Origin of the sequence: Bifidobacterium sp. MSTE12 (genome assembly GCF_000513015.1) — a bacterium.
In the GTDB taxonomy this organism is placed as follows: Bacteria; Actinomycetota; Actinomycetes; order Actinomycetales; family Bifidobacteriaceae; genus Bifidobacterium; species Bifidobacterium dentium.
Genome location: NZ_AZYA01000014.1, coordinates 20,267 through 34,647, shown reverse-complemented (window position 1 = coordinate 34,647; position 14,381 = coordinate 20,267). Strand labels below are relative to the sequence as shown.

Below are 14,381 nucleotides of genomic sequence, written 5' to 3'. Positions count from 1 at the left end.
CCCCCCCCCCCCCGAAATTTTTATTTTCATGATTGTCTTAAGTCTCTTTTTTAATGGCCGTCTTGTTTTTTAGGGGTTTTTTAGGAAGTTATACGGCTCGTCGTTTTTGTTCGCGGATGGGACTGGGTGAGTGGAGGATACTTTTTCGGGGGGGGGTATCTAGCCGTGCGTGTGCCGGGATCTCTGGTATTCCGATCGACAGAGGGTACGATTTCAAGAAACACTCTACGAAATTCGGGTCCTCCGATTCCACGGAGGGCATTCGTCTTTCGCATGCTTTCTCTGGGGTGTGGTTGACGATACCACGGTCTTTGGAATTGGTTGCCTTGATCCGATTTCAGATGGGAATATGGGAACCGGAGCACGTGAGTGGCGTCGACGAGGAAGAAACGGTTCCTATACGTTCTCTGACCGCCAGTTCCAGGGGCGCGTTCCCGATGGGCGGGTCTGTCCCATTCGAGCTATTGAGTGTGATTTCTGCTTTTTACCTTCAAGCTATCCGCACGCCGCAACGCCTACAAGCGGACATGCGCGGGAGAATCCGGACACTATAGCGTCGGTCCTCCCGCCGTCATGCCGCCGGCGAGGTTCATCGGATTCGTCACGTCCGTCGGATCATAGTCACGCGAATCCCCATCGTACGTGATGCCGGCGGGATGCCACGCCTCTTCGAGATGGAATGTGACGGCGTGGGCGAGGGTCGCCGCGTTGACGGATACGGATTCGATGTCTCCGCCCGTACCATGCGACAGGCGGACGGGCGAACCGTCATCCAACGTGACACGCACGTTCTCCAGTGCTGCCCAGTCGGCCTGTTCCCCCTCGGTGGCGGGCTTGCATAGGCTGTATCCCCCGATGTCGCGCCCGTCGGGCAATGCGACGCCGCGGGGCATGCCGACGAGTAGCATGCCGGACCACGGGTCCAACGACACGAAGGCCCTGGGAATCGTGAAACCTGCCATATCGTGTTCCTCCAAGCCACCCGCTATCTCGTTAACGCCGGCATTGACGTGCCGGCGTTGAGCGTCGGAGCCGGGTCTAGGTCCCCGAACAGATCGGTCCCGTCGACGGCTCCGCACGTAGTTACGAACGCGTGCAGGCATCGCGCCGTGGACGGCGGGCCGATCGTATACGTAGTGCGCAGGCGCATGTCCTCCGACATCATGGCCCGTTCCGCGAAGTAGTCGTCCATGCGGGCACGGCGCTCCTGGATGTTCGCGGCGACGATCCGGGGATCGCCTTCGCCCCGGTCGACGAGCACGCCGATACATCCGTTGATCGCCGATGTCACGGCGGAAAGGGCGAGGGTCGCCGCGCAATCCACCGCCTCGCCGTCGTAGGTGTCGCCCGTGGAGGATTCCAACAGGCTGACGCCGGCGGACACAAGTCCGCGCACCTCATCCAGGGCGGCATGCGGATCATAGCCGTGATGCACAAAATCCCGGGCGAACTGGGTGACGAGGCAATCCATGCGCGAGACGAAGCCGTTGTCGTAGGCGAGATGGTTGAACAGGTCCATGCCCGACCCGCCGGCAGGTCCCTCTGCCGGCGGGGCTGCGTCCTCCAGATTTCCCCTGACCGGTTCCGCTGGCGCGCATGGATCACGCGGGCCGGGATCCCCGGCCCGTGGCGTCCCCTCGGATCGGGCGGATGAGGTGTCGTCCCTCGCCCGTATTCCGTCGCGGCGCCTGCCCAGCGCGTCACGCAACGGTCCCGGCCCGGCCAATCGGATGATATGACGGGAGCGCCCACGGCCCCGGAACAGTTCGACCGGCCGGCTCGCCCTCAACCCGATGCTCACCGGCCTGCCATCGGCCTTCTGCTCTTTCGCCCACCGGGTCGCGAAGACGCTCAGACTATAGCCTCCGACATCCATGCCGTCCACGATGACGCCTTTCGGAACGGTCGCGAGCAGGCGTTCATGCTCCCTGCCGGCACGCCCCCGGAACACGAACGGGTGGACGAACCCGTTCGGGAAACGCAGATTGATCCATTCGAGGGAGACCATATGACGCACCCCATCACAATGTCGCGCCCGCCGAGGCGGTCGGGTCGGCCATGCTGATCGGGTCGGCCGGATCGGCCGGCATGCAGCCATCCGGGGCCCGGTCCGTCTCGCCGAACGTGTCGAACTCGTCGGCCGGGCCGCCGGCATCGGCGGATGACTCCACAGGTTTCCGTACCGCTTCCGTCGTCTCGGCCCGTGCCGTCCCATAGACCTTCGCGTATTCGTCGTTGTGCGCCTTCACCGCCCGGCACAGGTCCCACGGATTCGCGATCTCCAACGTGCGGCGTTCCGCGCCGATGCCCTTGAACAGGCGCACCGGCTCGCCGGGACGGAAGTTGATCGCGACCGGACGGCCGTTGGCCTTCTGTTCGATCTCGCGCGGCTTGGCGAAATGGTCGAACGCGTATCCGCCCACGTCGACGCCGTTGATCTTCACGCCCGGCGGGATCGATACGAACATCTTGTCGAACACGCGCCCGTCCCGGGCCGTGTACTCATGCGGATGCACGAACTTGTTGGGGAAGTTCACGCGCGCCCAACGCTCCGAACGCCGCTCCCCTCCCTGAATGGTCTCCTGCGCCATGACGACTCCTTTCCGTCGGAGGACGTCCCCGGGGGAAACCGTTTCCCCCGCCCGTCCGCGACGTCCGCCCACGGGAGCCATCATCGGGTCCGGGGGACGTACGGCCGGGACACGATGTCTACAAAACGGATGAACACGGATAAGCACATAAACATATGCATATATAAGCGTATACGTATATGCGTCCGTCCGCCGCGCCCCGGACGCGACGGACGGGCCGTCAGAACGCCGCCTCGGGATACGGATCCGCGTACACCGCCGACGGCGGCAGGCCGCGATCCCTCAGCAGCACCGCCGCCAGCCACACGGAACAGTCCTCGCGAAGCCAGTCGCCGTCCTCCGGACCATGCCACGCATCCCAATCCGACCGCAGGCGATAGAACGTCAGCGGCGGGGCCACGGGCCTCCGCCCGTCCATGCCCGCCCGGACCGCCGCGCCCGCCATCATGTCCGCGAGGGCCGACGCCCGTTCCACCATCGCCTTCCACCGCGCGTCGAGCGCATCCCACGCCTCCATGGCCGGCACGGAACCCGCCAGAAGGGGATTCCTCCACGCGATCACCGTCTGCCTGGACACGCCGAACAGGGCCGCGCCACGCTCACCGCCGGCATGCAGCATGTCCGTCATCAGACGGAACCGCGCCTTTCCGCCGTCCGGACCGGGCGCATGGGGGAACGACGCGTTCCACGCCACGCCCGCGGCCGACAGGCGGCCCGCCGCGATCCTCGACGCGATGCACGCCAACGTCGACGCGCCCGTCCCGTACGGCAGCGTCACCGGACCGGCCGGCGCGCCCGCCACGAGGCCGGACGCCATGCGGTCCGCGTCGCGCCACAACGACTCCACCGCCATCCATGCGGTCCTGTCCGGCACCCACGCACGCGGATCCTCCCACGAACGCACCGTCCGCCCGCTGACCGCGGCCAGACGGCCCAGCTCCGCCACCGACATGCCGAACAGTTCGCGGTACAGGCGCAGATCCGCCTTCGACCGCGACCACGTCAGACCATCCACCGCTTCGGACATGCGGAACCTCCCCACGAAAGACCATGCGAAACCGGGAAGGCCACGCCTTCCCTCCGGGCCCCAAGCCGCCTCCCCCACCCGCGGACCGGACGACGGAGACCCCAAAAGGCACTTCCTATATCGTAAAACGAACTTCCTACATCGTAAAGCAAACTTCCCGGATAGTCAAATCATCCGCATGCCGGCGATCCCACCGATTCCTACGGGGGAAGACCATGCGAAACCGGGAAGACGACGTCTTCCCTCCGGGCCCCGAGGCCGCCTCCCCCACCCGGAAGGGAACACGACCGCCGACCGGCCGGACCGGAACGAGGACATGATGTCGGGCGCACGCCAGCATGCCGCCCGGTCCGGCGCTTCGCAAGGCCCCGCGCGTCCGACACGGGACGACCATCGCCCCGCGGTGCATACCACGGGCCTCCGGACGCCCGCATCGTCCACGCGCCCTGCGCAACGCCACGGCCCGGACGGCCCACCGTCATGCGTCCGACAAATAGGGACGACCCACAAGGACGGGGGAACCGTCCGACCACCGGAAGGAAAAGACGATGGACGACAGGAAGAACATCGAATGCGACGACTGCGGCGAGCAGGCGGCGGCGGACGAAGCCGTGCCATGCGACGACTGCGGCAGGACCCTATGCGGGGGCTGCCGGTACGAATGCGGCGACTGCCATGCCACCGTATGCATTGACTGCCGATACGGGTGCGTGGACTGCGGAGGCGGCATCTGCGAAAACTGCATCCACCACTGCACCGATTGCGACGAACCCGTATGCGGCGACTGCTACGCCGTCTGCGAGAACTGCGACGAATACCTATGCCAAGGCTGCCGCCGATGGGACGACTCTGGGGACTGCTACTGCGAGTCCTGCCTGCCCGCCGGCGGCAGGGAGCCGTACTATCCCGACTCCCCCGCATGGCGCACCATGCGCGAGCGTCCGGACATGTTCACCGTCGGACTCGAAATCGAGGTCAACGGCGGACACGACATGGACAGGATGAAGGACAGCGGCCTCATCGCCGGCTGGTGTTCCGACCTGAGCCTCGACGAGGGACTCGAATACCAGACCCGCATCCTCACCGCCGAGGACTTCGACGACCTCTGCGACCTCATCGCCGGCATCCGCACCCGTTCCAACGAACCCGGACGCGCCGGCGGGCACATGCACGTACGCCGCACGAGCCGGCAGACCCCGGGCCGCTGGTACTGGGCGCTCAAGGGACTGGCCGACCGTCAGGCACGCGCCCTCAACATGAGACACACCAGCGACTGCCGCTGGTGCGAGCTCACCCACGGCGACTACACGGGCAAATTCACGGCGGTGAACGACAACCATTACGACACCATCGAACTGCGCACCTTCGCACGATGGGACGGGACCACCGCCCACAGGCTCCGCCCCGCCCTCGAATGGGCGCACCACATGTGGCGCTACTTCCAAGAACACGAACCCTACCGGCTCACGACCGCCGACATCATGCGCGAAAGCGCCCACAGCGCCTACCGCACGCCCGAAACCACGCCCGCGATGCGCCTCGCCGCACGCAAGGAGGACTGACCATGTGCGTCATCGCCACCGCCGGCAAGGGAGCCATGCCCACCATCGGCCAACTCGCCCGAATGAGCGAGACCAACCCGGACGGGGCCGGAATCGCATGGCACGACGGCACCGGCCTGCACCGGTACCGCAATCCCGACAACAACCAGACGCTCGCGTTCATCATCAAGAACTGGAGGACGTTCAGGGACATGCCATGCCTGATGCACTTCCGGCTCGCCACGCACGGAGCCACGACCGAGGAGAACACGCACCCGTTCCGCTACCGGCTGTCCGACGGCGAACACGGATTCATCGCCCACAACGGCATCGCCCACCGGTACGCCAAGGGACGCTACGCGTCGGACAGCCGCAACGCGATACTCGCATGGCAGACCGGACAGGCCGACCTCAACGACGGAAGCCAAGGACACTTCGCGAAAATCGACCAGAACGGACGAATCGAATGGCTCACCCGACCCCGGACCATCGAAGGGGCCGACGGCGAGCCGATACAGGTATCCAACACCCGATGGCGGGACCCGGCCGACGCCCTCCCATGGGACGCATGGGAGGCCGAATACGACGACACCTACATGGAAGGCTGGAACGACGGATACGAGGAGGCCGTCAACGACATGCTGACCGACGGAATCGACGACGCCACCCCCGCACGCCGCCGGCACTGAAACCCCGGCCACACGAAAAAAAGGGGCGGAGGGACACGGCACGCGCCCGCAACGCGCGCCACGCCCTCCACCCCGGGCCGGACGGCGAAACCACGCGCGACCAACGGCGGGAGAGCCACCGGCTCCCCCGCACCCCCACGTCCGCCACGCCCGGAACCCGGCCGGGACTGCGCCCCCGCACGCGGAGGGCGCAGCCATGGGGAGGGCCGGAACGCCGGACACGCCCCGGCTTGCAACCGCCGCCGCGATACGGCGCGTCCGGCGTCCCGGCCCTCCCCATCGAGAAGACCACGTCCGACGACGACGAGACACGGCACGGTCCATGCCTCACATGCCACACGACGGGACCGTGTCGGCCCGATCGTCGGGGAACGGCAGGACGCCGGGCCCGAGCCTCATGCTCTCGACCAGTCCGCTGCCGGCGGGCGACGTCTCGGTGAAGTATTCGATGACGGCCCTGGCCTGCCCGTCGGTAAGGGAGACGCTTTCGCAGGTGTCCGGATCGAAGCCGAGCGCGACGATCGGACCGTGCAGTATCGCGTACGGCTCTCCCCCTGCCGACGCGCGCCGGGTCCCGGTCGCGTAGATGGCGCGATTCGGACCGAACTTCGACGCGCCGTCGTCGTTGACCCACAGGTCCACCCCGGGGATCACGCCCGGCCACGTGTCGAACCAGCCGCCGACCAGCCCGGTCGGCGCCTCGTCCACCGAGTCGCGTCCGAGGTCTCAAGCTCCACGCGGCGTGGGTCGCCGCCCTCCGGGATCAGGATCCCGGTCATGATGCCGTCATGCGCCATGGCGCCGTCTCCTTCCGGGCCATCCGACGGGCACGCTCGCTCCCGATGGCACGGATGGCCGGCCATCCGCAATCCTCCGTCGCGTCGCACACGCGGCCGTGACACGATGTCCACAAAAAGCGGACGGGCGGATACGCATACGCATGCACGCATATCCGCCCGTCCGCTTGCGGGGAGGGACCGGCGTCAATAGGCGTTGTTGTTCAGCCAGAACTCCTTCGCCTTGCCGGGACTGCCGTAGCGGGACTTGATATATCGCAACCCCCACTTGATCTGCGTGGCCGCGTTGTCCTTCCAGTCGCCTCCCGCCGTCGCAAGCTTCGACGCGGGATACGATTGCGGGATGCCATACGCGCCCGACGTGGGGTTCGTGGCGTTCCACCGCCAGCCGGATTCGTGCTCCCAGATCCACACGAGCGCCTGCCAGTCGGTGTCGTTGTCCCATTCCTTGTAGCCGCTGGCGATCATCTGCCTGGCGATGCCCTTCGCGTCCTCGGGTTTCGCGTGCCAGCCGTCGCCCGTGTATTCCACGTTCACGCTCCCGTCGGAGGCCGAACCGTCGGACGAGGCGGCGCATGTCCATTTCGCCGACGTCGCGGACGAGGATGAGGATGACGTGCCGCCGCCATCGGACGACGTGGCCGTGGTGCCGGTGGAAGAGCCGTCGTCCGGATACCAGAAGGTCGCCCCGGGACTCTGCGCGCTGATGACGCCGGAATGGATGACGACCACGCCGTTGCCGTTCCTGAACCCGCTGCCGCCCTCGCTGATGTGCACGCTGTCGCCGTCGACCTGCTCGACGACCGCGACGTGCCCGTACCGGCCGTCCGCGGTCCAGCTTCCGCCGCCGATGTAGCTGACGGACGATCCGGGAGAGAAGGAGACGATGCCGCCGGCCCTGGCGCCCTGCTTCCAGCCATGGGCCCTGGCGGACGAGCCCCAGTCGCCTCCGTTGCCCCAGGAGCCCTGGCCGAGATCATGCCCGAGGGCCCTCTGCCTCATGCACGCCCACCAGGTGCATTGCAGGCCCGAACCGCCGTACACGACGTTGTAGCCGGAGCAGGGCGAGACGGACGCGGGCCACATCCTCTTGACCTCGCCCTCGGACTTGCCGACGTTCCCCGTCCAGTCGCCCGCCGCGGCGGACGCGACCGTGGACGACGAGGAGGAGGCGTCCTTGCATCCGGCGAGGAAATGGAGCACGTCGGCCGGATTGCACGCGCCCGTCGTCAGCACGACGCACAGCACGGCGACGATGGGCAACGGGCGGCGGCGGAACACGCCGGGGCCCGGACGGCGGGAACTTCGGACGGGCATGTCAGTCGCTCCCGTCCGTGCCGATGTACCAGAACGGCGTTTGACCGGCGACGGTGATCTCGACGGGCTGGCATGGTCTCTGATTGGTGCCCACGCCCACGCTCGAGACCGATGATATCCAGAATTTCGTCCCGTCCGGCATGTCGGCCGCGGAGGCGGCCTGCATCTCGTCGCCGTTCTTGTCGAGGAAGGGCTGGTCCGCCATCGCCGGACAGTCGACCGTCACATACCAGACGCCGTCATCCATAGGTATGGCGACGGCATCATAGTAGCGTGAGATCACCGTCTGCGGGTCGGTCGACGAGGTGACGTGCTCGCCTATCGACTGCGGGACGTCGAAGAACGCGGAGGCGGGATCCCAGTATTGCGTGTCCTTGATCGTCTCCTCGCTCTTGCCCTGGAACCTGTGGTCCGTCGAGCAATCATAGGATTGGATGAGGAGCATGTCCTTCGAGACGCCGGTACACAGTTTGTCCGCATTGAACCGGCGTTGCCTCCACCAGTATCGGGCCATGTTGCCCTGCCCGTGCGACGCCCCGGCGATGTCCGGCTGGAAAAGGTTCTGCATGGTTTGGTTCCATTCCTCGTCGGACGGCGTCGGGTCGAGGATGGCGTCCACCGTGTCGAGCGCGACGTCGACCGGCCCGCCCCTGCCTCCGACGGGAGCCTGGCCGACGTCGGACGATTCGCCGCCGGTCCTGGTGGCGGAGACCAGCGACTGGCGGGACCAGTCACCGGGCACGGGGATTCCCGCGGCCTGCAGGCCACGGTATCCACCGGAACCACGACGTGACCCCGTGTCGCCCGCCTTCGTGCCGGCATCGGACGATGAGGACCGATCCTGCCGGCCGGCATCCGACCTGTTGACATGGGTGATGATGACGCCAAGGGAGATGACGAACACGAAGGCCATGAACATGGCGACCCATCTGACCGGCCGCGGCAGCGGACGGGGTTCCCTGCTATTCGACATCACTCACCTTCCGTCGATTCCTGCCACTCCGGACCGGCCGTGCCGAATCCGTCCATGACGGCTTCCGACCCATCGCGTCCGGACTCCTCCTTGAGGTCGAACCCGTTCACGATCCGTTCCGCGTTCCTGATGTCGGATGCGGTGTTGCCCGCCTCCTTCGCGGCTGCGCGCAACGGACCGTCTACATGGGCCTCCAGCTCCTTCACCTTCGCCCGGAGGGTCTTGAGCTCCATCATACCTTGGGCGAACGCGTCGAGGGCGGACAGACGGTCCCGTTGCGATTCGCGCAGGGCCCTCGAAACGTCGCGCTTCGCGTCACGCACCATGTTGTTGCTGACCAAAATGCACTCCTTCATATGCAGTATCGGTTTCCCGATGCAAGGATGACCCGGGGAACCGCCTCCCGCGGTGCACCGCGTCTACAGGTTTTCGACTTGTAGACGCGGTGCACCGTCGCGGGCCGCGATGGCGGGAAGGATGGAACCGAAATCCATCAACACCGTGCGAAGGAAGGAAACAGGATGGAGAATCTTCTCGCAGGCATCATGAGCCTGCTCGTGGGACTGTGGAACTGGACCGTGCATCTGAACGGCGGATTGCAGGTCGTGCTCGTGCTCGCCGCGGTCACCATGGCCGGCGTGTGCGCGATCGTCGCGAAGAGGATGCGCGATCCGATGATGGTGGAGACCGGCGGAAGCATCGCGGGAAGGACCATCATCGGCATCATCGCATATGTGTTCGGCGTGGCGTTCGCCCTCATCGCCCTGCTCGGACTCGCCGCCGTGTTCGCCCCGCTGCTCGGTTTCATCCGACCATGACGCGAACCCCATGCTCCGGCCGCGCCCGATGGGGCGCGGCCTTTCCATGTTTCGGAACACCGGAGCGGGAACGATGAACGGTCCCGTGACCAGGACCGGCATGGACCGTTGGCCGTCCGACGTCGGACCGCGAACCGGCACGGCCACGGGCAAGGCCGAATTCCGGTGGCGTCGTCCCACGGACGCAAGGGACGTGGCCCGATCCGGACGGCGGGGATCATGGAAAAGCCGCCGATCGGCATCAACCGGTAGACGCCGTGCACCATCATGCCGCGGCGTCGGGGCCAGAATCGGATACGACCGGCCCACCGAACCGAAACCGAATATGGGACATCGCTTTCCGTTTCCCGGATTTCCCTTTTCCGGAAAACGGAAGCGGCGTTTCCAAAAAACGGAAGACGATTTTCCAAAAAATGGAAATCCGCATTCCGGACGTCCGGTCCCGCCGACCCGGCCGACAGGACGAACCAGGGATATCGAAAGGAGAAAAAGAATGGGGTTCAAGGCGTTCCCACACCGTCTGATCGTGCGGATCGGCGATGAGGCATATCGGAAATTGAGGCAGGAGAGCCGGAAGGCCGGCTATCAGGTGGCACTGGTCGAACGGTGGTTCCTGATCCCCCAGGACGTCGGCGACCTCTACAGCGGCATCGCCGCGAAGGAGGAGCTGCATGACATGATGCATCCGGAACTGCCGGACGGGACACTGGCCGGACGAAGGAGCGGGGAGACCTACCATGACATCTTCCTCACCGACGCGGAATACGAGGTCGTCATCCTCGCCGCCGTGAAGCGGGGCCTGACGCAGGGAGCCTACGCGGCGCGGATCCTCAGGGAGCAGATCGCTATCGCGGAGAACCTTGACTGGCCGATACCGGAGAACCTCACGAACAAGACGGTGGACGACGAGGCGCGGCGGATGCTCCGCAAGCTCAAAACCGGCCAATGAACCGTCCCTACATGCCATACCGTTCGCCATACCAAACGCTATACCGAACGTATTCCAATCGACATACCGAACGTATTCCAATCGACATGCCGAACGTCATACCGAACGCCGGCCCGATCGGCAACCAATCGGTTGGGAAATAGGTGTAGCAAGTTATACGGATTGTGTACACAATCCGAAACCGCCCTCCACCGCCCGATGGCGGTGGACATGGACCCGAGTGCCGAAGGCCTTTGGACGGAAGAGGAACGGTCTTTTCGCACGTCATCAGGACGGCATGGCGACCAGCAAGGATGAACATTGACGAACAACGGCTCCAAAAGGAAACGTCCGAAGAGGACTGGCCAGACCCGCGGGCGGCAGATCCACATCAGGGTTTCCGACCGGGAATTCGAGGGGATCCGCGCCGCCGCGGACGCGAAAGGCGTCGGCATCTCACGCTATCTGGTCGAGGCGCACGAGGCATGCCGTGACCTCGAATCGGCGCGCAAGGAATGCGAGACGGGTCCCGTCGTCCGGCAATTGGAGTCCATCCGATCCGAGATCTGGCGCATCGGACATAACGTCAACCAGATCGCACGCAACACGAACCGTGACATGGCCGCGGGTCCGGAGGACGAATATTCCGCCGTGAAAGCCGTGAAGGATTGCGCGCGGCTACTCGTCGAAGCCGCGGACATCGTCAGGGGCCTCGACGGGCAAACATGCGATTGAACGATAGAGCCGGACGATCATCCAAAAGGAACGCATCGGGAACGTTGCGCCCCACATCGGCGACCCCGATGGGAAGGAGAGGAAATCCGATGGGAAGTCAAGGGAACGGGAACCCGACAGGCACGATGCCCGAGGTCGGACAGGCGCGGCGGCTGGACGTCCCCTTGACGAGCAACCACGACGTGGCGTCCCCTCTCAGGTACCCGGGGCGGCAAGACGGTCCTGTCCGGCTCCGTCGCGACGCTGATCGAGAGGCTGGGAATGAAGGACCCGACCTACGTGGAGCCCTATGCGGGCGGGACGGGAGTGGCCCTGCGCCTCTTACGCGAGAACCGCGTGTCCAGGATCGTCATCAACGATTACGACAGGCACGTGTACGCCTTCTGGAACGGCGTCGTGAACCATCCCGCCGATTTCCTGGCAAGGTTCGACACGGTGGAGCCGACCATGGAGGAATGGCGCAGGCAGTGCAGGATCATACGCGATCCCTCCGATGAGGGCGAACGCGGGTTCGCGTTCTTCTTCCTGAACAGGACCAACAGGTCCGGGGTGCTCAACGGCGGCACCAACTGGTCCGGATGTCCGCGGTAAACGGCTCCGGTTCCTGGCAGTGCCTGAGAGGTTGCGCACCTTCGGCCGCGCTCGTCCATGGCACGATAGGGGGCCATATCCATGCACATGATCCCCGCGCCTTTTCCGACCAAGCCGCGCCGCGACAAGCCAAGTAACGTCACTCGGCTGTTGCCGGGAGGTCGGTCCGGTCCCTGCAAAAAAGCCTTCTCGACATGAACGATGGCATCGGTTAACATGACAGCGCCGGTCGGAGCACTGCAGACTTCCTTCCACATTCGAGGCGGTACGCAGCGACTTCTTCGGGAGGATGGCCAAGATCGGCGAGGTGGCCTTATTTCCCTCCCATGGCCAAGCGTCGGGCCGGCGTCTTCGGGCACCGGCCTTTTTTGCGTTCCACGAGCGCAGGAACAATAGAATGCGTGCCCAGACACACGAGACCGAACGATGTGAAGCGTCCGCCGGACCGTCTGTGCTAGAGGCTTTCAAACGTTCAAACGATAAGAGTGTCTGATTCACTGCTTTTCGGAGAGTTTGCCCTCGAATCTTTTAAGCTGCCTGAGCATACCGTCGAGCGTCTTTGCCAACGACTTATCCCATTCCTCTTCGGAATCAATGGGCACCGATGAGTAATCTGTGGCCCAAGCGATGCACCACCTCTTTCCGATTCTGACTTTTTTGTACACCTCCTCGATCGCATGGATCACTTCCTCGCAATCGCCTCTCAGTCTTTCGTCAAGACCGTCGAAGTTAAAGACCAGTTGGAGCCTCACTCTAGGGACGTCCTTGTCATCATTCACATGAATCTGATAGACACAGTGGCCGTATTCCCCCCAAATGCCGCTTGGTTCATCGATGCCGGGCAGAAGTCGGGGCAGAAGGTTTGTGGTGAACACCGTGTCCCATTTATCGCCTGTATCCTTGCGGAGCTTGATCGTCTTATCGTTTCCAGCCTTCTCCCCAATCCATTTCCGGCAGCAGTTCGAGATAGTGGAGACTACATCTGGCCTGTGCTCGTAGATCAGGTCCAACGCCCTCTTGTGCTTCGCATAGATTCTCTTGCAGATATCTTCGAGTTCCCTGTCTCCCAAGATATTTCTCCTCACTGTATCCATGTAGTCCGCGATGAACCGTGCCGTCTCCGGCGCAGGTGCAGCCGTTTCGACCGCCCGGTCGATGATGTCGAGCACGTCCCCATAGCCCATGGCGAGCCAATCGGATTCCGAGGCCTCCCCCGAGTTCGGGGTGAGGAAGACGAACCGCCGCCGGCAATCCGGGAACTCCCTCTCGATCTCGGCGCGGTATCTGGCCAGTTGGTCGTCATGCTCGTCGGAGAAGATCTTGTTCTCGATGCAAAGAACGTATTTCTCCTTCTCGTTCACGGCGAGGATGTCGATATTGCGCCATTCGCGTCGGATCGAGAAACCGTCGCAGTCCATGAGCAGGTCGTCGAACCCCCCGTCGTCCACCATACGCCGAGCAGCAAAAGCTACGAAACCGCGAATCACACCATCATGCAACCCATGGTTCTCGGCGGGGTCCATGAGCCAGGCGAGGACGTTGCTGTGCCGGATCTCGGTGTTCGTGATCTTGAGGACATCAAACACGTTGAGCCTGCGCGTCCATTCGGACAGGGGTTCCAAGCATTCAGAATCGGCAAGAAACTCTCTGAGCGTCTCTTCCTCATCCTCCCTGACGGAATCGTCTTTCAGAGCCATCGTTCCACCTCCCGGGAAAAAGGCCGCGTGCGCATCCTTTCATGAATGGAGGCATGCCATTCCTTTGGAATTATACCTCCAAACCGGGGAACTCCACCCCGCGTCGCGTATGCGGCCGGTCTCGTGGACGCACTCCGCCTTATGCGGACGCGAATTTCCATCACGCCTCCGGCAATCCTACCGGTTGAGTCTCACGGTGTCGGCCGTGACCTCGCCGGGCGTGAGGATGGCTCGCTCGTCGAAATAGGCGATCGGGTTCTTCGAGTCGTTGCGATCGATGACCTTGCCGTACCACGGCCCGTACCCGTCGCTCGCGACCCGTCCGAGGAACCCCATGCGCATGATGTCCCTGCGTTTGACCACGCCCCTGATCTCCGCGACGCACACCACGACGTTGTCGGGGTTGAGGACGATGGCGGTATCGCAGCGTACCGCCCTTCCCGGCTCGAGCTTCCACCAGCAGCTGCTGCGGTCCCAGACCTCGCCGCGGACGGATTCGTCCATCGGGTCCCAGCCGTCCTCCCAGCCGACGACGTGGCGGAGCGTCCCGTGGACGTCCTCCTCCTCGAATCCGAGGTCCCTGTGGGGCCCGATCTTGATGGTCACGATCTCAGCCATGCGCCCTACTTTCCATGAAACATGTTTTCTTTTACCGAGGATAGCGGAACCGGGTTCCC

Annotated in this window: 16 protein-coding genes; 6 read left to right on the top strand and 10 right to left on the bottom strand. The window is 64.3% G+C overall.

From position 1 onward, the window contains the following. Positions 1-548: 548 nt before the first annotated feature. The 4 genes from HMPREF1494_RS04300 to HMPREF1494_RS04285 form a co-directional block, all read right to left on the bottom strand. Complete coding sequence (locus HMPREF1494_RS04300; protein ID WP_034519990.1) at positions 549-962, bottom strand: hypothetical protein; 414 nt, start codon at positions 960-962, stop codon at positions 549-551. A 23-nt stretch (positions 963-985) separates the two neighbouring features. After that, positions 986-2,017: a hypothetical protein gene (locus HMPREF1494_RS10960; protein WP_155807148.1), complete on the bottom strand. Its 1,032-nt coding sequence runs from the start codon at positions 2,015-2,017 to the stop codon at positions 986-988. 4 nt (positions 2,018-2,021) lie between these two features. Beyond that, positions 2,022-2,591, bottom strand: coding sequence for a hypothetical protein (locus HMPREF1494_RS04290; protein WP_034519986.1), 570 nt, complete (start codon positions 2,589-2,591; stop codon positions 2,022-2,024). A 220-nt stretch (positions 2,592-2,811) separates the two neighbouring features. Then, positions 2,812-3,618 carry a hypothetical protein gene (locus HMPREF1494_RS04285; protein WP_034519983.1) on the bottom strand — a complete coding sequence of 269 codons (807 nt, stop codon included), beginning with the start codon at positions 3,616-3,618 and terminating at the stop codon, positions 2,812-2,814. 548 nt (positions 3,619-4,166) lie between these two features. Here HMPREF1494_RS04285 and HMPREF1494_RS11690 point away from each other — a divergent pair. Together HMPREF1494_RS11690 and HMPREF1494_RS04275 are read left to right on the top strand one after the other, a co-directional pair. After that, positions 4,167-5,180, top strand: coding sequence for a hypothetical protein (locus HMPREF1494_RS11690; protein ID WP_231495318.1), 1,014 nt, complete (start codon positions 4,167-4,169; stop codon positions 5,178-5,180). 2 nt (positions 5,181-5,182) lie between these two features. Beyond that, positions 5,183-5,848: a class II glutamine amidotransferase gene (locus tag HMPREF1494_RS04275; protein ID WP_034519980.1), complete on the top strand. Its 666-nt coding sequence runs from the start codon at positions 5,183-5,185 to the stop codon at positions 5,846-5,848. Between the two features lie 327 nt (positions 5,849-6,175). Here the strand turns inward: HMPREF1494_RS04275 and HMPREF1494_RS04270 are convergent, their stop codons facing one another. The 4 genes from HMPREF1494_RS04270 to HMPREF1494_RS04255 form a co-directional block, all read right to left on the bottom strand. Then, positions 6,176-6,556 carry a DUF3846 domain-containing protein gene (locus HMPREF1494_RS04270; protein WP_034519977.1) on the bottom strand — a complete coding sequence of 127 codons (381 nt, stop codon included), beginning with the start codon at positions 6,554-6,556 and terminating at the stop codon, positions 6,176-6,178. Between the two features lie 275 nt (positions 6,557-6,831). Beyond that, positions 6,832-7,962 carry a CHAP domain-containing protein gene (locus HMPREF1494_RS04265; RefSeq protein WP_051404714.1) on the bottom strand — a complete coding sequence of 377 codons (1,131 nt, stop codon included), beginning with the start codon at positions 7,960-7,962 and terminating at the stop codon, positions 6,832-6,834. A gap of 1 nt (position 7,963) precedes the next feature. Then, positions 7,964-8,935: a hypothetical protein gene (locus HMPREF1494_RS04260; RefSeq protein ID WP_231495317.1), complete on the bottom strand. Its 972-nt coding sequence runs from the start codon at positions 8,933-8,935 to the stop codon at positions 7,964-7,966. After that, positions 8,935-9,276 (bottom strand): hypothetical protein, encoded by a 342-nt coding sequence (locus HMPREF1494_RS04255; protein WP_231495316.1) that lies wholly within the window; start codon positions 9,274-9,276, stop codon positions 8,935-8,937. The genes HMPREF1494_RS04260 and HMPREF1494_RS04255 overlap by 1 nt, the downstream gene beginning before the upstream one ends. Positions 9,277-9,456: 180 nt before the next feature. Between HMPREF1494_RS04255 and HMPREF1494_RS04250 the strand changes: the two genes are divergently transcribed. The 4 genes from HMPREF1494_RS04250 (at position 9,457) to HMPREF1494_RS04235 (ending at position 12,007) form a co-directional block, all read left to right on the top strand. Then, a complete protein-coding gene (locus tag HMPREF1494_RS04250; protein WP_034519970.1) occupies positions 9,457-9,753 on the top strand; it encodes a hypothetical protein in 297 nt (98 codons plus the stop codon). Positions 9,754-10,246: 493 nt separating this feature from the next. Further along, positions 10,247-10,702 (top strand): hypothetical protein, encoded by a 456-nt coding sequence (locus HMPREF1494_RS04245; protein WP_034519967.1) that lies wholly within the window; start codon positions 10,247-10,249, stop codon positions 10,700-10,702. Between the two features lie 300 nt (positions 10,703-11,002). Next, the gene (locus tag HMPREF1494_RS04240) at positions 11,003-11,416 is read left to right on the top strand and encodes a plasmid mobilization relaxosome protein MobC (protein ID WP_034519963.1); all 414 of its coding nucleotides are present in this window, start codon (positions 11,003-11,005) and stop codon (positions 11,414-11,416) included. 261 nt (positions 11,417-11,677) lie between these two features. Further along, positions 11,678-12,007: a DNA adenine methylase gene (locus tag HMPREF1494_RS04235; RefSeq protein ID WP_231495315.1), complete on the top strand. Its 330-nt coding sequence runs from the start codon at positions 11,678-11,680 to the stop codon at positions 12,005-12,007. A gap of 494 nt (positions 12,008-12,501) precedes the next feature. On the opposite strand, the gene HMPREF1494_RS10955 is transcribed toward HMPREF1494_RS04235, so the two are convergent. Together HMPREF1494_RS10955 and HMPREF1494_RS04225 are read right to left on the bottom strand one after the other, a co-directional pair. After that, positions 12,502-13,704: a PD-(D/E)XK nuclease family protein gene (locus HMPREF1494_RS10955; RefSeq protein WP_051404713.1), complete on the bottom strand. Its 1,203-nt coding sequence runs from the start codon at positions 13,702-13,704 to the stop codon at positions 12,502-12,504. Between the two features lie 177 nt (positions 13,705-13,881). Beyond that, a complete protein-coding gene (locus HMPREF1494_RS04225) occupies positions 13,882-14,322 on the bottom strand; it encodes a hypothetical protein (protein WP_034519960.1) in 441 nt (146 codons plus the stop codon). Positions 14,323-14,381 lie beyond the last annotated feature (59 nt).